Origin of the sequence: Streptomyces sp. NPDC006743, from assembly GCF_040703815.1 — a bacterium.
Lineage (GTDB): Bacteria > Actinomycetota > Actinomycetes > Streptomycetales > Streptomycetaceae > Streptomyces.
Window position 1 is genome coordinate 87,152 of record NZ_JBEYJA010000006.1, and the last position, 16,815, is coordinate 103,966.

Genomic DNA, 16,815 nt, shown 5'->3' on the forward strand with positions numbered 1-16,815 from the left:
CATCGCCCGGGACAGCCGACGCCGCCTGGGGTGCTCGGACAGGTGGGCGACGCGGCTGGCTGGTGGCTGGCCGTTGATGCCGATGCCGATGCCGATGCCGATGCCGGTGCCGGTGCCGGTGCCGGTGCCGGGCTGATGCGCGCCGGCGCTGCCGAGCGCGGCCAAGGATGAGGGGGTGTAGTCAGTTCTGAGGCTGTGGGGGGACTGTGCGAAATCACGCCGGGAGCGGTGAATTCGGGCCACACGGTGCCACTCGTGCGAGTCGCGGCACATGGGACGGTTTCCCATGATGTGATCCCGTGTTGCCTCGAAAGCCCCATCGGTGATCGAATGCTTTTTTGGTAACAGCTGTTTTCACATCGTGCAGAAGGTGTCGTAGATGATCGGCCGGTTGCTGGGAAGCCGAACGAAGCGGGCGCAACGGACGAGTCTCCTGGCGGCGGTGTGGACCCCACCGAACGCGGGAGCGTTGAGCTGCCGGGTGCTCGACCCCGTCAACCAGCCGGTGCCGCAGGCGGAGTTCACGGTGATCGACACCGCGGGGCGCAAGGTGGTCAGCGGCGGGACGGATCCGTTCGGGTCGTTCGTGGCGGCGGTGCCCGCGGGGGAGTACCGGCTCGCGGTGTCCGCCGAGGGGTACGCGCCCTACCGGGCCGCGGCGACGGTCGCGGAGGACTCGCTCACCTCGCTGGGCGATGTGACGCTCCAGGTCGCGCAGCCGCCGGCGCTGCCCGCGCCCGGCGACTGGGAGATCGAGCCCACGCATTCCGCGATCGGTTTCACCGCCCGGCACATCGGGCTGGCCCGCATCCGCGGCCGGTTCAACTCGTTCGCCGGGGTGGTGCGGGTCGCCGAGGATGCCGAGCGCTCGGCGATGCACGTGGTGATCGACGCGGCGTCCATCGACACCAACGTCAAGATGCGCGACGACCACCTGCGCTCGGGGGACTTCCTGGACGTGGCGCGGTTCCCGACCCTGGAGTTCTACAGCGACCGGTTCGCGCACCGCGGCGGCAACAAATGGGCCGTCACCGGAGCACTGTCGCTGCACGGCGTGACCCGTACGGTCACCCTGGACACGGAGTACCTCGGCCTCGGCAACGGCATGGAGGGCGAGGTCCGGGCCGCCTGCCGCGCCACCACCGAACTGCACCGTGACGACTTCACGGTGAGCTGGCAGACGATGCTGGCGCGCGGTATCGCCGTGGTGGGCCCGACCATCAAGGTCGAACTCGACATACAGGTCGTGCCCAAGGGCTGAGCGGCCGGCCCGCCGTCGCTGACGGGACGCATCCGCGGTGACCGACAATGGCGTGCGTGAGTGACGTGAGACATGTCCTGGTGCTGCCCGACCGCGATGCGGCGGAGGAGGCCGCGGAGGCGCTCGGGGAACGGTTCGGGCTCCGGGAGGAGCCGCAGTTGGTACGGGACGCGCTGGCGGGCGAGGACGACGCCGAGGACGCCCAGTGGCTCGTCGTCCTGCGCGACGAGGAGGACCGGCTCGACCCGGCGGAGCTGGACGCGTTCGCGGGGGAGTGGGACGGCTGGCGCGAGGAGCCGTAGCGAGGGAGAGCGGTAGCGGCGAGTCGTCGTGGTGGTGATGAGGCGCGGCGTCGTGGCGGCGGGGCGTCGCAGTGACGAGGAGTCGTGGGGGCGGGGCGTCGTGGTGGCGAGGAGTCGTGGGGGCGGGGCGTCGTGGTGGCGAGGAGTCGTGGGGGCGGGGCGCCGTCGCAGCCGGGGGCGAGCCGTGAGCCCTGATCCGCCTCGATGCCCCTGATCCGCCCCGCTGCCCCTGATGCGCCCCGCTGCCGGAGCGTGGGCGGTCGCGGGGCGGGTGCGTTGTCAGTGCGCCGTGCGATGCTTGTCGCGATGGCCAGGAAGACTGCGAACGACGACCCTCTCGCCCCGGTGACACTCGCCGTGGGCCAGGAGGACCTGCTGCTCGACCGCGCCGTGCGGGAGGTGGTGGCCGCCGCGCGGGCCGCCGACGCCGACACGGACGTGCGGGACCTGACCCCGGACCAGTTGCAGCCCGGCACGCTCGCCGAGCTGACCAGCCCCTCGCTCTTCGCGGAGCGCAAGGTCGTGGTCGTCCGCAGCGCGCAGGACCTGTCGGCCGACACGGTCAAGGACGTGAAGGCGTACCTGGCCTCGCCCGCCGAGGAGATCACTCTCGTGCTGCTGCACGCGGGCGGTGCCAAGGGCAAGGGCCTGCTGGACGCGGCCCGCAAGGCGGGCGCGCGGGAGGTGGCCTGCCCGAAGATGACCAAACCGGCCGACCGGCTGGCCTTCGTGCGGGGCGAGTTCCGCGGGCTGGGACGCTCGGCGACGCCCGAGGCGTGCCAGGCACTGGTCGACGCGATCGGCAGTGATCTGCGGGAGCTGGCGTCGGCGGTGTCCCAGCTCGTCGCGGACGTGGAGGGCACGATCGACGAGGCCGTCGTCGCCCGCTACTACACGGGCCGGGCGGAGGCCTCCAGCTTCACCGTCGCCGACCGGGCCGTCGAGGGCCGCGCGGCGGAGGCCCTGGAGGCGCTGCGGTGGTCGCTCGCGACCGGCGTGGCTCCGGTGCTGATCACCAGCGCGCTGGCCCAGGGCGTGCGGGCCATCGGCAAGCTGTCCTCGGCGCGCGGCGGGCGCCCCGCCGACCTGGCGCGGGAGCTGGGCATGCCGCCGTGGAAGATCGACCGCGTCCGCCAGCAGATGCGCGGCTGGACCCCGGACGGAGTGGCGGTGGCCCTGCGCGCGGTGGCCGAGGCGGACGCCGGCGTGAAGGGCGGCGGCGACGACCCGGAGTACGCCCTGGAGAAGGCCGTGGTCACCATCGCCCGCGCGGCCCGCTCACGAGGACGCGGCTGACCCCCTCCCGCCCGGCCGGCACGGAACCTCCCTCGCAGACGGTGCGGCTGCCTTCCCGGATGACCTTCGGCGCCCAACCCCCGCCTGGCGGAGGGCGCCGGGCCTCCCTGAACGGCCTCGGCACCCAAACCTCCCTCGCGGAAAGGCGCCGTCGCCCTCCCCCGGACGGCCCCGGCACCGGTCCCGCACCGAACCCCCCTCGCGGAAGCACCGTCGCCCTTCCTCGGACGGCTTCGACTCCGGCCTTCCCCCCCCGGCAGACGGTGCTGGCGCCCCCCGGCGGACGGCCTCAGCACCGGCCTCCCTCGCAGAGCCGGCGCCCTCCCCGGACGGCCTCGGCACCCAAACCTCCCTCGCGGAAAGCGCCGTCTCCCCTCCCGCGAACGGCATCGCCACCGGCCCCCGCGCGGAAGGCGCCCTCCCCTCCCGCGAACGGCATCGCCACCGGCCCCCGCGCGGAAGGCCCCCCTCCTCCGAACGGCATCGCCACCGGCCCCCCTAGGGCGTATATCGAGTCGTGATCAGTTTGTCGGATCCGCCCTCGCTCCGAGGGCGGATCCGGTAGTCCAGTGCACATGACGCGTGAGCAACTGACGGACGAGGAGTGGGGGTTCGTCGAGCCGTATCTGCCGGTCGGTGAGTACGGCCCGTATCCCGAGCGGCTGCGGCAGCAGTTCGAGGGCGTGATCTGGAAGTTCCGCTCGGGAGCGCAGTGGCGGGAGATGCCGGGCCGGTTCGGTGCCTGGTCCACCGTGCACAACCGGTTCCGGCAGTGGCGGGACGCCGGGGTCTTCGAAGCGCTGCTGGAGCAGGCGATCGCCGAGGCGGCCGAGCGGGGCGGGGTGGACCTGTCGCTGGTCAGCGTGGACTCCACGACGGTCCGGGCCCACCACGACGCGGCCGGGATGCGCCTGGAGGAGGGCGTCCTGGACGCGTTGGAGAAAGCCGCCGTCGAGGCGGAGGCGGCCCGGCAAAAGGGGGCGGCGCGGAGGAACAAGACGGACAGGGCGACGTCTGCGATCCCGGCCAGGGCGAACGGCGACGCGTTCGGCGACGGCGCAAGCTGCGTTTGAGAGCCGCTCTGCTCGGGCGCTCGCGAGGCGGACAGACCAGCAAGATCCACCTGGCTGCCGACCGCCGCTGCCGGCCCCTGGCCCTGATCCTGACCGCCGGCCAGGCCGCGGACAGCCCTCAGTTCATCCCCTTGCTCGCCAAAGTGCGCGTCCGCGGGCCCGTCGGGCGCCCCCGCACCCGACCGGACGCAGTCGCCGCAGACAAGGCGTACTCCTCTCACGGCAACCGCGCTCACCTGCACAAACGCGGGATCAAGGCAGTCATCCCGGAGAAGAAGGACCAGGCCGCCAACCGGAAGAAGAAGGGCCGGCACGGCGGCCGACCCGTCACCCACGACGCCGAGCTCTACAAAGAGCGCAACACCGTCGAGCGCCTGATCAACAAGCTCAAGGCATGGCGCGGGATCGCCACCCGCTACGACAAGACCCCCGAGAGCTACCTCGCCGGACTCCACCTCCGCGCCTCCATGATCTGGATCAAGGACCTCACCCGAACCACTCAGTGATCACAACTCGATACACGCCCTAGCGGAAGGCGCCCCGCCCGCCCGCGAGCGGCCTCGGCGCCGCGCCGCCGAGGAAAGGCCCCTCATCCTCCCCTCGCCCCGGCACCAGCCATCCGCCCGACGGCGTCGCCCCCACCCGATCCACCCCGCCCCGCCCCGACGCCCTCGCCCCAGCCGAAAGCCGAAGGCCCCGGCGGCCGTCCCTGGGGAAGGGAGGGCCGTCGGGGCCTTCGGATGACGCTCGTGGACCCATGCCCGCGTGGCGAACGCAGGCCGCGCACGGGTCCGGGGGGCCGGGCGGGAGCGGATGAGAGAGGGCCCGCTCGGGTCCGTCCGGCGACAAGTCAGGGACTCAGCCCTGGAGGGACGCGACCTTCGAAGCAAGCGCCGACTTCTTGTTGGCGGCCTGGTTCTTGTGGATGACGCCCTTGGAGACGGCCTTGTCGAGCTGACGCGCGGCAGCGCGCTGGTACTCGGTGGCCTTCTCGACGTCACCCGCGGCAGCGGCCTCGCGGGCCTTGCGGATCGCCGTCTTCAGGGAGGACTTGACCGCCTTGTTGCGCAGCCGAGCCTTCTCGTTGGTCTTGATCCGCTTGATCTGGGACTTGATGTTCGCCACGAATGAGCCTTCTCTTTCGAAAATTTTCCGATGTGCCTCGCGCTGAGAGGGCATGAGACACAGCCCCCCACGTTACCAGCGGCCCGTTCCAGGGCCCAAACCGGTCGCGGCGCACCGGTCCCGGCCGGACATGGGACCATGGAAAGACTACGTATCGATCCGACCCGAGACCGCAGACGGACAAGCACACGTATGCGGACGCCTCAAGAATCAGGACCCTGCGTGCCCGCGACCCCCAGCCATGTGCCCGAGCCGAGCCGTACCGACCCGGCGCTGATCCGCAATTTCTGCATCATCGCGCACATCGACCACGGCAAGTCCACTCTCGCCGACCGGATGCTGCAGCTGACCGGTGTGGTCGAGCAGCGGCAGATGCGCGCCCAGTACCTCGACCGCATGGACATCGAGCGCGAGCGCGGCATCACGATCAAGTCCCAGGCGGTGCGGCTGCCGTGGGCCCCGACCCACGAGCCCGGCAACACGCACATCCTCAACATGATCGACACGCCGGGGCACGTCGACTTCACCTACGAGGTGTCCCGCTCGCTCGCCGCCTGCGAGGGGACGATCCTCCTGGTGGACGCGGCCCAGGGCATCGAGGCGCAGACCCTCGCCAACCTCTACCTGGCGATGGAGAACGACCTCACGATCATCCCGGTCCTCAACAAGATCGACCTGCCGGCCGCGCAGCCGGAGAAGTTCGCCGAGGAGCTGGCGAACCTGGTCGGCTGCGACCCCGACGACGTGCTGAAGGTCTCCGCCAAGACCGGTCTCGGCGTCGAGGCGCTGCTGGACAAGGTGGTCGACCAGATCCCGGCCCCGGTCGGTGTCAAGGACGCCCCCGCCCGCGCGATGATCTTCGACTCGGTCTACGACTCCTACCGCGGTGTGGTGACGTACGTCCGTGTGATCGACGGCCAGCTCAACAAGCGCGAGCGGATCCGGATGATGTCCACCGGCGCCACGCACGAGCTGCTGGAGATCGGCACCAACTCCCCGGAGATGCTGCCGGCCGACGGCCTGGGCGTCGGCGAGGTCGGCTACCTGATCACCGGTGTGAAGGACGTCCGCCAGTCCAAGGTCGGTGACACCGTCACCAGCCAGCACAAGGGCGCCACCGAGGCGCTCGGCGGGTACAAGGACCCCCGGCCCATGGTCTTCTCCGGGCTGTACCCGCTGGACGGCTCCGACTACCCGGAGCTGCGCGAGGCGCTGGACAAGCTCCAGCTCAACGACGCCGCGCTCGTCTACGAGCCGGAGACCTCCGCCGCGCTCGGCTTCGGCTTCCGCGTCGGCTTCCTCGGCCTGCTCCACCTGGACGTGATCCGGGAGCGGCTGGAGCGCGAGTTCGGCCTCGACCTGATCGCCACCGCCCCCAACGTGGTCTACCGCGTGATCATGGAGGACGGCAGCGAGATCACCGTCACCAACCCGAGCGAGTTCCCCGAGGGGAAGATCGCGGAGGTGTACGAGCCGGTCGTGCGGGCCACCATCCTCGCGCCCACCGAGTTCATCGGCGCGATCATGGAGCTGTGCCAGACCCGGCGCGGCACCCTGCTCGGCATGGACTACCTGTCCGAGGACCGCGTCGAGATCCGCTACACCCTGCCGCTCGCGGAGATCGTCTTCGACTTCTTCGACCAGCTGAAGTCCAAGACCCGCGGGTACGCCTCCCTGGACTACGAGCCCACGGGCGAGCAGTCCTCGAGCCTCGTCAAGGTCGACATCCTGCTGCACGGCGACAAGGTGGACGCCTTCTCGGCGATCACCCACCGGGACCAGGCGTACGCGTACGGCGTGCGGCTCGTCGCCAAGCTCAAGGAGCTGATCCCGCGGCAGAACTTCGAGGTCCCCGTGCAGGCGGCCGTCGGGTCGCGCGTCATCGCCCGCGAGACCATCCGCGCCATCCGCAAGGACGTCCTCGCCAAGTGCTACGGCGGTGACATCTCTCGCAAGCGGAAGCTGCTGGAGAAGCAGAAGGAGGGCAAGAAGCGCATGAAGATGGTGGGTTCCGTGGAGGTTCCGCAGGAGGCCTTCATCGCGGTGCTCTCCAGCGATGACAGCGCGGCGCCGGCCAAGGGCAAGAAGTAACCGGCGCCGCCGCGGGTCGGGTGTCCGGCGCGCCGGTGAACCGGGTGAAAAGGGGCCCGTCGCACGAAAGTGCGGCGGGCCCCTGCGCACGCGCGTGGTAGCGCTCTGTGGGAAGTCTCAGGCCACAGCCCCTTACGCGGTGGCCGGTCGCCCTTTACCCTGATGCCTGCTCGCTAGTTACTCGCGAGTTAAACAACGCCGAACCACCACCCGTGAGTCAACCCAGCCGCACCTGAGCCAGCCGCCGCACTGCCGCGGGCCCCGGAGGATGTCGTGAGCGACGCACAGACCCTGATCGAGAACCGTCCGCCGTCCGTGGCGGCCCTCTTCCTGGAGCGTGTGGCGGCCACACCGGACGCCGAGGCCTACCGCTACCCCGTACCGCCGTCCTCCGGAGAGGGCCCGGACGAGTGGCGTTCGCTGAGCTGGGAGCAGGCCGCCGAGCGGGTGTACGCCATCGCCGCCGGGCTCATCGACCTGGGGGTGCGCCCCGAGGAGCGCGTCGCGCTCGCCTCCTCCACGCGCGTGGAGTGGGTGCTGGCCGACCTCGGCATCATGTGCGCCGGCGCGGCCACCACCACGGTCTACCCGCAGACCAACGCCGACGAGTCGGCGTTCATCCTGTCCGACTCCGAGAGCAGAGTGCTCGTCGCGGAGAACGCCGCACAGCTGGCCAAGGCCGTCGAACGGCGCGCCGAACTGCCCGAGCTGCACCACGTCGTCGTGATCGACCCGGCGGGCGTGGAGAAGGGCGAGGACGACTGGGTCCTCACCCTCGCCGAACTGGAGCGGCGCGGCGCCGCCTACCTGGAGGAGCACCCGGAGCTGATCAAGGAGCGGGTCGGCGCGATCACCAAGGACCAGCTCGCCACCCTCATCTACACCTCCGGCACCACCGGCCGTCCCAAGGGCGTCCGCCTCCCGCACGACAACTGGTCGTACATGGCGAAGGCGATCGCCTCCACCGGCCTGCTCGGCCCCGACGACGTGCAGTACCTGTGGCTGCCGCTCGCGCACGTCTTCGGCAAGGTGCTCACCTCGGGGCAGATCGAACTGGGGCACGTCACCGCCGTCGACGGCCGCGTCGACAAGATCATCGAGAACCTGCCGGTCGTGCAGCCCACCTACATGGCCGCCGTGCCGCGCATCTTCGAGAAGGTCTACAACGGCGTCGCCGCCAAGGCCCGCGCCGGCGGCAACGCCAAGTACAAGATCTTCCAGTGGGCGGCCGAGGTCGGACGCGAGTACGCCAAGGTCACGCAGGACAACTTCCAGCGCACCGGCGTCCACTCCGCGCCCTTCGGGCTCGCCGCCCGGCACAAGGTCGCCGACACCCTCGTCTTCGCCAAGATCCGCGAGGCCTTCGGCGGCCGGCTGCGCGCCTGCATCTCGGGCAGCGCCGCCCTCGCCCCCGAGATCGGCTACTTCTTCGCGGGGGCCGGCGTCCACATCCTGGAGGGCTACGGCCTCACCGAGTCCTCCGCGGCCTCCTTCGTCAACCCCGGCGAGGCCTACCGCACGGGCACCGTCGGCAAGCCGCTGCCCGGCACGGAGGTCCGCATCGCGGAGGACGGCGAGATCCTGCTGCGCGGCCCCGGCATCATGCAGGGCTACCACAAGCTGCCCGAGAAGACCGGCGAGGTGCTGGAGTCCGACGGCTGGTTCCACACCGGCGACATCGGCGAGCTGTCCCCGGACGGCTACCTGCGCATCACCGACCGCAAGAAGGACCTGATCAAGACCTCCGGCGGCAAGTACATCGCGCCCGCCGAGGTCGAGGGCCAGTTCAAGGCGGTGTGCCCGTACGTCTCGAACATCCTGGTCCACGGCGCCGACCGCAACTTCTGCACCGCCCTCATCGCGCTCGACGAGGCCGCGATCCTGGAGTGGGCCGGGGAGAACGGTCTGGGGGGCAGGCCGTATGCCGAGGTCGTCGCCGCCCCGCGGACCGTCGAGCTGATCGACGGCTACGTCAAGCAGCTCAACGAGGGCCTGCAGCGCTGGCAGACGATCAAGAAGTTCCGTCTCCTCCCGCGCGACCTCGACGTCGAGCACGGCGAGATCACGCCGTCGCTGAAGCTGAAGCGGCCGGTGGTGGAGCGCGCGTACAAGCACCTGATCGACGACATGTACGCCGGGGCGCGGGAGGCGTGAGGGCGTAGCTCCTGCGTAGCACAGTTCTCGCCCCTGGCGGTCGAGTTCGGTAACTCCGTGCTCATGGACGCGGCCGTTCTGTCACCCTGTCGGCAACGAACGACCTATCGTCCGATTGCTCGGGGAGCTGTAGATGGGGGCCATTCCGACGCAGCGGGAGACGGGTTCCCGCGCCGGTGAGCCGGCCGCGCGGCAGGGTGCGGAGGCGGGCGGCGAGGTGCGCGCCACGCTGCCCGGCAGCCCGCTGGCGCCGGGCACCGCCCGTGCGCTGGTCCGCGCGGCGTTCCAGCAATGGCGCGACCTCGGCCTCGGCGTCGCGGACCGGCTCGCCGACGAGGTGCTGGTCGTGGTCAGCGAACTGGTCACCAACGTCGTCGTCCACGCGGGCACGGACACCGAGCTGACCTGCCGGATGGAGACGGACACCGGCGCGTGCGTCGTCGAGGTGACCGACCGGCACCCCTCGCGCGCCCCGCGCGAGCACGGGCAAGGTCACGGCTCCGGCCAGGAGACGCCCTGCGAGACCGCCGAGTACGGCCGCGGCCTGCGGCTGGTCGCCGCGCTCGCCCAGGAGTGGGGCATCACCTACCGGGCCGGGGCCAAGACCGTGTGGGCGCGGCTGTCCGCCGACGCCGGGAAGGACGCGGGCGACGAGGGGAACGCCGAGGCCGCCGGGCAGGACGCCGCGCCCTGGCTCGGCGTCGCCGAGATCCTCGCCCCCGCACCCCAGCGCGCCGAACGCGACCGCGAATGGCTGGGCCGCGGCGCGCTGTCCTTCCTCGCGGAGGCGTCCGACCTGCTCGCCGGGCAGCTCGACGAGGACCTCGTCGCCGCGCTCACCGGCCAGCTCGTCGTCCCCCGGCTGGCCGACTGGTGCGCGGTCTGGCTGGAGGACGAGTCCACGGCACGCGGCCTGTGGAACGACGCCACCGGCGCGCCCGGCCCGCGCCTCGCCCGCGTCTGGCACGTCAGCGAGAACCACCTCGAGGAGCTGCGCCGCGCCCTGGAGAAGGACCCGCCGCGCCCGGCCGACGACGTGCTGAGTTCCGGTCCCGTGCCCTACCCGTGGCCCGGCGAGGCGCTCGGCCCGCACGCCGCGGACGGAGCCGCGCTCGCCTACCGGCTGATCGCGGGCGGCCGCCCGCTCGGCACGCTCGTCATCGGCCGGGCCGGGCTGCTCCGCTTCCCCGACGAGATCACCGGCCTGGTGGAGGACCTCAGCAGGCGGGTCGCGCTCGGCATCGGCGCGGCCCGGCAGTACGCCCGCCAGGCCACCATCAGCGCCGTGCTCCAGCGCGGACTGCTGCCCGGCGCGGTCGCCGAGATCCCCGGCATGCGCAGCGCCCTCGTCTACGAACCGTGCGACCAGGGCGGCCCGAGCGGCGACTTCTACGACCTCTTCCCGGCCGGCGACGGCCGCTGGTGCTTCGCCATCGGCGACGTCCAGGGCAAGGGGCCGGAGGCCGCCGTGGTCATCGGACTCGCCCGGCCGTGGCTGCGGCTGCTGGCCCGCGAGGGGTACGGCGTCGCCGACGTCCTCGACCGCCTCAACCAGCTCCTCCTCGACGACGCCACCGAGGCCGCCGACGCCGCGGCCCGCGCCCTGGTCGGCCCCGTCGCGCCCGGCGACGCCCCGCAGACCCGCTTCCTGTCCCTGCTCTACGGCGAGCTGGCCCCCTTCGAGGGCGGTGTGCGCTGCACCCTGGCCTGCGCCGGTCACCCGCTGCCGCTGGTCCTCGCCCGCGACGGCGGCGTCCGCACGGTCGCCCGCCCGCAGACGCTGCTCGGCGTCATCGAGGACGAGACGTACCTGTGCGAGAGCTTCGAGCTGGTGCCCGGCGACACCCTCCTGTGCGTCACCGACGGGGTCACCGAGCGGCGCTCCGGCTCCCGCCAGTTCGACGACGGCGACGGGCTCGCCGCCGCCCTCGCCGGCTGCGCGGGCCTCGACGCCGGCCTGATCGCCGAACGCATCCGGCAGCTCGTGCACGAGTTCGGCGAGCGCCCGCCCGAGGACGACCTGGCCCTCCTGGTGCTCCAGGCACAGTGACGACCTGGCCCTCCTCGTGCTCCGGGCACAGTGACGACCTGGCCCTCCTGGTGCTCCGGGCACAGTGACGACCCGGCCCTCCTCGTGCTCCGGGCACAGTGACGACCCGGCCCTCCTCGTGCTCCGGGCACGGCAAGGAGCGCCGTACTGGACAATGGAAGGCATGCCTTCCGCACTCCCCGACGGCGAGCCCGTCCCCGCCGACGGCGCGCTGCCCGCGTCCGCGCTCGCCGGGGCCGCCGGCCGGCCCCTCGGGTTCTACCTGCACGTGCCCTACTGCGCCACCCGCTGCGGCTACTGCGACTTCAACACCTACACCGCCACCGAGCTGCGCGGCACCGGCGGTGTGCTCGCCTCCCGCGACAACTACGCGGCGGCCCTCGTCGAGGAGGTGCGGCTGGCCCGCAAGGTCCTCGGCGACGACCCGCGCCAGGTGCGTACGGTCTTCGTCGGCGGCGGCACGCCCACGCTGCTCGCCGCCGACGACCTGGTGCGGATGCTGGCGGCGGTCCGCGACGAGTTCGGTCTGGCGCCCGACGCGGAGATCACCACCGAGGCCAACCCCGAGTCCGTCGACCCGGCCTACCTGGCGACCCTGCGGGAGGGCGGTTTCAACCGGATCTCCTTCGGCATGCAGAGCGCCCGGCAGCACGTGCTGAAGATCCTCGACCGCACCCACACCCCCGGCCGCCCCGAGGCCTGCGTCGCCGAGGCCCGCGCGGCCGGTTTCGCGCACGTCAACCTGGACCTGATCTACGGCACGCCCGGCGAGTCCGACGACGACTGGCGCGCCTCCCTGGACGCGGCCCTCGGCGCCGGCCCCGACCACGTCTCGGCCTACGCGCTGATCGTCGAGGAGGGCACCCGGCTCGCCCGCCGGATCCGCCGCGGCGAGGTCCCCATGACCGACGACGACGTGCACGCCGACCGGTACCTGATCGCCGAGGAGACGCTGTCCGCAGCGGGCTTCGACTGGTACGAGGTGTCCAACTGGGCCACCTCCGAGGCGGGCCGCTGCCTGCACAACGAGCTGTACTGGCGCGGCGCCGACTGGTGGGGCGCGGGCCCCGGCGCGCACAGCCACGTCGGCGGCGTGCGCTGGTGGAACGTCAAGCACCCCGGCGCGTACGCCGCCGCCCTGGCCCAGGGCCGCTCCCCGGGTGCCGGGCGCGAACTCCTCACCGAGGAGGACCGCCGGGTGGAGCGGATCCTGCTGGAGCTGCGGCTCAAGGAGGGCGCGCCGCTCTCCCTGCTGCGGCCGGAGGGCCTGGCCGCCTCCCGGCGCGCCCTGTCCGACGGGCTCCTGGAGCAGGGCCCGTACGCCGCCGGCCGCGCCGTGCTCACCCTGCGCGGGCGGCTCCTGGCGGACGCGGTGGTGCGGGACCTGGTGGACTGAGGCGCGCCCGGCCGCGGGAGCTACGCGGGTTCCGTCACGAAGTCGATCAGCTGCTCGACCCGGCCCAGCAGCTCCGGCTCCAGATCCTTGTAGGACCGCACCCGCGCGAGGATCTGCTGCCAGGCGGCGCCCGTGTTCTCCGGCCAGCCCAGCGCGCGGCAGACGCCCTTCTTCCAGTCCTGGCCGTGCGGGATCCGGGGCCAGGACCCGATGCCGAGGGAGGCCGGCTTCACGGCCTCCCAGACGTCGATGTACGGATGGCCGACGACCAGGGCGTGCTCGCTGGTCACCGACTCGGCGATGCGCCACTCCTTGCTGCCCGGGACGAGGTGGTCGACGAGGACGCCGAGGCGGGCGTCCGGGCCGGGCGCGAACTCGGCGACGATCGAGGGGAGGTCGTCGACGCCCTCCAGGTACTCCACGACGACGCCCTCGATGCGCAGGTCGTCGCCCCACACCTTCTCGACCAGCTCGGCGTCGTGCCGGCCCTCCACGTAGATGCGGCCGGCGCGGGCCACGCGCGCGCGTGCGCCGGGCACGGCGACCGAACCGGAGGCCGTGCGGGTGGGCCGTACCGGACCGGCGGCGGGCCTCACCAGCGTCACCGGCCGCCCCTCCAGCAGGAAGCCCCGCGGCTGGAGCGGGAAGGCGCGGTGCTTGCCGAACCGGTCCTCCAGGGTCACCGTGCCCGCCTCGCAGCGGATGACCGCCCCGCAGAATCCGGTCACCGGTTCCTCGACGACCAGGCCCGGCTCGGCCGCGACCTCCAACGCCGGCTGGGACTTCTTCTTCCAGGGCGGGGTCAGGTCGGCGGAGTACTGGCGCATTCGAGTGACGATAGGGAGATCCGGGGCGGTGATCAGCGCGACACGCCGAAGCGCTCGGCCAGCGCGTCCCGCTGGGCCCGGACGAAGGCCGCGTCGACCGCGGCGCCGTGCCCGGGGACGTACAGCGCGTCCTCGCCGCCCAGCTCCAGCAGCCGGTCCAGAGCGGCCGGCCACCGCTCGACCACGGCGTCCGGGCCCGCCTGCGGTTCGCCGGACTCCTCGACCAGGTCACCGCAGAAGACCACCGGCCCCCGGCCCGGCCCCTCGCCGGGCACCACCACGGCGAGGTCGTGCGCGGTGTGCCCCGGGCCCACGTTCGCCAGCAGCACCTCCCGGCCGCCGCCCAGCGGGACGGTCAGCCGGTCGCGGACCTCGCGGCCGGGCCGTACCAGGGCCGCGGCCGCCTCCTCGGCTGCCCGCGCGTCCAGCCCCTGGCGCACCGCGTCCGCGCGCAGCTCCGCGCGCTCGCGCGCGTCGCCGAGCACCGCGCCCGCCCCCTCGGCGGCGAAGACCTCGGCCGCCTCCTCGAAGGCCGCCGCCCCGAAGACGTGGTCGAAGTGCGGGTGCGTGAGCGCGAGAAGAGTCACACGGCCGCCCGTGATCTCGCGCGCCCGCGCACGCAACCGCGCGCCCTCCGCGACGGACGCCCCCGGGTCCACCCACAGCGCGGCACCGGCCCCGACGACCAGTGCGGCCGTGCAGTCCCACACCGGCAGCCGCACCCGGCCCACGCCCTCGGCCAGCCGCTCCCACCCCAGGTCTTCCCAAGTCACCGTCATACCTGGACGCTAGCGTTGCGCGGACCAGTCTTGCCCCCGGTGTACCCGACGGCCGTACACTGGGCCGGGGGATGCTGGCACTCGTATGCGCCGAGTGCCAGGCGGGAACCGAGTGACGACTCTGGAGGTGTGCGCGATGCTCAGCGAGCGAAGGCTGCAGGTGCTGCGTGCCATCGTCCAGGACTACGTCGGCACCGAGGAGCCGGTGGGGTCCAAGGCGCTCACCGAGCGGCACAACCTCGGCGTCTCACCGGCCACCGTCCGCAACGACATGGCCGCCCTGGAGGACGAGGGCTTCATCGCCCAGCCGCACACCAGCGCCGGCCGCATCCCCACCGACAAGGGGTACCGCCTCTTCGTCGACAAGCTCGCCGGGGTCAAGCCGATGACCGCGCCCGAGCGGCGCGCCATCCAGAACTTCCTCGACGGCGCGGTCGACCTCGACGACGTGGTGGCCCGCACGGTGCGGCTGCTGGCGCAGCTGACCCGGCAGGTGGCCGTGGTGCAGTACCCCTCGCTGACCCGTTCGACCGTCCGGCACGTGGAACTGCTCTCGCTCGCGCCCGCGCGGGTGATGCTCGTGCTGATCACGGACACCGGGCGGGTCGAGCAGCGGATGATCGACTGCCCGGCGCCGTTCGGCGAGACGTCCCTGGCGGACCTGCGGGCGCGGCTGAACAGCCGGGTCGCGGGCCGCCGCTTCACGGACGTGCCGCACCTGGTGGAGGACCTCGCCGACGGCTTCGACGTGGAGGACCGGGGGACGGTCGCCACCGTGCTCTCCGCCCTCCTGGAGACCCTCGTCGAGGAGAACGAGGAGCGGCTGATGATCGGCGGCACCGCCAATCTGACCCGCTTCCCCCACGACTTCCCCCTCACCATCCGGCCCGTTCTGGAGGCGCTGGAGGAGCAGGTCGTCCTGCTGAAGCTGCTCGGTGAGACACAGGATCCGGGCATGACCGTGCGCATCGGTCACGAGAACGCCTACGAAGGACTCAACTCCACGTCCATCGTGTCGGTGGGCTACGGTTCGGGCGGCGAGGCAGTCGCCAAGCTCGGCGTGGTCGGACCGACCCGCATGGACTACCCGGGAACGATGGGAGCGGTACGCGCAGTGGCACGGTACGTCGGACAGATCCTGGCGGAGTCGTAAGTGGCCACGGACTACTACGCCGTCCTCGGCGTGCGCCGCGACGCGTCGCAGGATGAGATCAAGAAGGCGTTCCGGCGGCTCGCGCGCGAGCTCCACCCGGACGTCAACCCGGACCCGAAGACCCAGGAGCGGTTCAAGGAGATCAACGCCGCCTACGAGGTGCTGTCGGACCCGCAGAAGAAGCAGGTCTACGACCTCGGCGGCGATCCGCTCTCGCAGTCCGGCGGGGCCGGCGCGGGCGGCTTCGGTGCCGGTTCCTTCGGCAACTTCTCCGACATCATGGACGCGTTCTTCGGCACGGCGTCGCAGCGCGGGCCGCGCTCGCGCACCCGGCGCGGCCAGGACGCCATGATCCGGCTCGAGGTCGAGCTGGACGAGGCGGCCTTCGGCACGACGAAGGACATCCAGGTCGACACGGCCGTCGTCTGCACCACCTGCAACGGCGAGGGTGCCGCGCCCGGCACCACCGCGCAGACGTGTGACATGTGCCGCGGCCGCGGCGAGGTCTCGCAGGTCACCCGGTCCTTCCTGGGCCAGGTCATGACCTCCCGGCCCTGCCCGCAGTGCCAGGGCTTCGGCACCGTCGTGCCGACCCCGTGCCCGGAGTGCGCCGGCGACGGCCGCATCCGCGCCCGCCGCACGCTGACGGTGAAGATCCCGGCCGGTGTGGACAACGGCACGCGGATCCAGCTCGCCGGCGAGGGCGAGGTCGGTCCCGGCGGCGGCCCGGCCGGTGACCTCTACGTCGAGATCCACGAGCTGCCGCACGCCACGTTCCAGCGCCGCGGCGACGACCTGCACTGCACGGTCACCATCCCGATGACCGCGGCGGCCCTCGGCACCAAGGTGCCGCTGGAGACGCTGGACGGCATGGAGGAGGTCGACATCCGGCCCGGCACGCAGTCCGGCCAGTCGATCCCGCTGCACGGCCGCGGCGTCACGCACCTGCGCGGCGGCGGCCGGGGCGACCTCATCGTCCACGTCGAGGTCCAGACCCCGACCAAGCTCGACCCCGAGCAGGAGCGCCTGCTGCGCGAGCTGGCCGAACTGCGCGGCGAGGAGCGCCCCCAGGGGCAGTTCCAGCCCGGGCAGCAGGGCCTCTTCTCCCGGTTGAAGGACGCGTTCAACGGGCGCTGACGTGGGCGATCGGTGTGGCTGGGGGTCCGGGGGCCGGCCCCCGGGCAGGCACAGCCAGCCCGGGCAGCAGGGCCTCTTCTCCCGGTTGAAGGACGCGTTCAACGGGCGCTGAGGCGAGCTGAACGCCGTGCAGCGGCGCCGAAGGCGGCCACCGACGCCGGTGGCCGCCTT

At 72.4% G+C, this 16,815-nt stretch carries 13 protein-coding genes and 1 pseudogene; 11 read left to right on the top strand and 3 right to left on the bottom strand.

Annotated features, from left to right (window positions below; translation table 11 throughout):
- Positions 1-30 precede the first annotated feature (30 nt).
- From ABZ719_RS07690 to ABZ719_RS07710, 5 genes and pseudogenes are all read left to right on the top strand, one after another.
- Positions 31-171 (top strand): hypothetical protein, encoded by a 141-nt coding sequence (locus ABZ719_RS07690; RefSeq protein WP_366724298.1) that lies wholly within the window; start codon positions 31-33, stop codon positions 169-171.
- Positions 172-379: 208 nt separating this feature from the next.
- Complete coding sequence (locus ABZ719_RS07695; protein WP_366724299.1) at positions 380-1,261, top strand: YceI family protein; 882 nt, start codon at positions 380-382, stop codon at positions 1,259-1,261.
- Positions 1,262-1,317: 56 nt separating this feature from the next.
- A complete protein-coding gene (locus ABZ719_RS07700) occupies positions 1,318-1,563 on the top strand; it encodes a hypothetical protein (RefSeq protein WP_078883927.1) in 246 nt (81 codons plus the stop codon).
- Between the two features lie 306 nt (positions 1,564-1,869).
- Positions 1,870-2,859 (top strand): DNA polymerase III subunit delta, encoded by a 990-nt coding sequence (gene holA / locus ABZ719_RS07705; RefSeq protein ID WP_199811560.1) that lies wholly within the window; start codon positions 1,870-1,872, stop codon positions 2,857-2,859.
- Between the two features lie 575 nt (positions 2,860-3,434).
- Positions 3,435-4,438 (top strand): annotated as a pseudogene (locus tag ABZ719_RS07710) (IS5 family transposase).
- Positions 4,439-4,790: 352 nt separating this feature from the next.
- Here the strand turns inward: ABZ719_RS07710 and rpsT are convergent.
- Positions 4,791-5,057: a 30S ribosomal protein S20 gene (gene rpsT / locus ABZ719_RS07715; protein ID WP_133041041.1), complete on the bottom strand. Its 267-nt coding sequence runs from the start codon at positions 5,055-5,057 to the stop codon at positions 4,791-4,793.
- A 222-nt stretch (positions 5,058-5,279) separates the two neighbouring features.
- Between rpsT and lepA the strand changes: the two genes are divergently transcribed.
- The 4 genes from lepA (at position 5,280) to hemW (ending at position 12,748) form a co-directional block, all read left to right on the top strand.
- Positions 5,280-7,148 carry a translation elongation factor 4 gene (gene lepA, locus ABZ719_RS07720; RefSeq protein WP_366724300.1) on the top strand — a complete coding sequence of 623 codons (1,869 nt, stop codon included), beginning with the start codon at positions 5,280-5,282 and terminating at the stop codon, positions 7,146-7,148.
- Positions 7,149-7,421: 273 nt separating this feature from the next.
- Positions 7,422-9,302: a long-chain fatty acid--CoA ligase gene (locus ABZ719_RS07725; RefSeq protein ID WP_366724301.1), complete on the top strand. Its 1,881-nt coding sequence runs from the start codon at positions 7,422-7,424 to the stop codon at positions 9,300-9,302.
- 133 nt (positions 9,303-9,435) lie between these two features.
- Positions 9,436-11,352 carry an ATP-binding SpoIIE family protein phosphatase gene (locus ABZ719_RS07730; RefSeq protein ID WP_366724302.1) on the top strand — a complete coding sequence of 639 codons (1,917 nt, stop codon included), beginning with the start codon at positions 9,436-9,438 and terminating at the stop codon, positions 11,350-11,352.
- Positions 11,353-11,515: 163 nt separating this feature from the next.
- A complete protein-coding gene (hemW, locus tag ABZ719_RS07735; RefSeq protein WP_366724303.1) occupies positions 11,516-12,748 on the top strand; it encodes a radical SAM family heme chaperone HemW in 1,233 nt (410 codons plus the stop codon).
- A gap of 20 nt (positions 12,749-12,768) precedes the next feature.
- Here hemW and ABZ719_RS07740 read toward each other — a convergent pair whose 3' ends face one another.
- The gene (locus tag ABZ719_RS07740) at positions 12,769-13,575 is read right to left on the bottom strand and encodes a DUF3097 domain-containing protein (protein ID WP_366724304.1); all 807 of its coding nucleotides are present in this window, start codon (positions 13,573-13,575) and stop codon (positions 12,769-12,771) included.
- A gap of 32 nt (positions 13,576-13,607) precedes the next feature.
- Positions 13,608-14,354, bottom strand: a complete 747-nt coding sequence (locus ABZ719_RS07745; RefSeq protein ID WP_366724305.1) for an MBL fold metallo-hydrolase — start codon at positions 14,352-14,354, stop codon at positions 13,608-13,610.
- A gap of 136 nt (positions 14,355-14,490) precedes the next feature.
- Here ABZ719_RS07745 and hrcA point away from each other — a divergent pair, with 136 nt between their 5' ends.
- Complete coding sequence (hrcA, locus tag ABZ719_RS07750; protein WP_037854367.1) at positions 14,491-15,507, top strand: heat-inducible transcriptional repressor HrcA; 1,017 nt, start codon at positions 14,491-14,493, stop codon at positions 15,505-15,507.
- Positions 15,508-16,644, top strand: coding sequence for a molecular chaperone DnaJ (gene dnaJ / locus ABZ719_RS07755; RefSeq protein ID WP_037854366.1), 1,137 nt, complete (start codon positions 15,508-15,510; stop codon positions 16,642-16,644).
- The last annotated feature ends 171 nt before the right edge of the window (positions 16,645-16,815 follow it).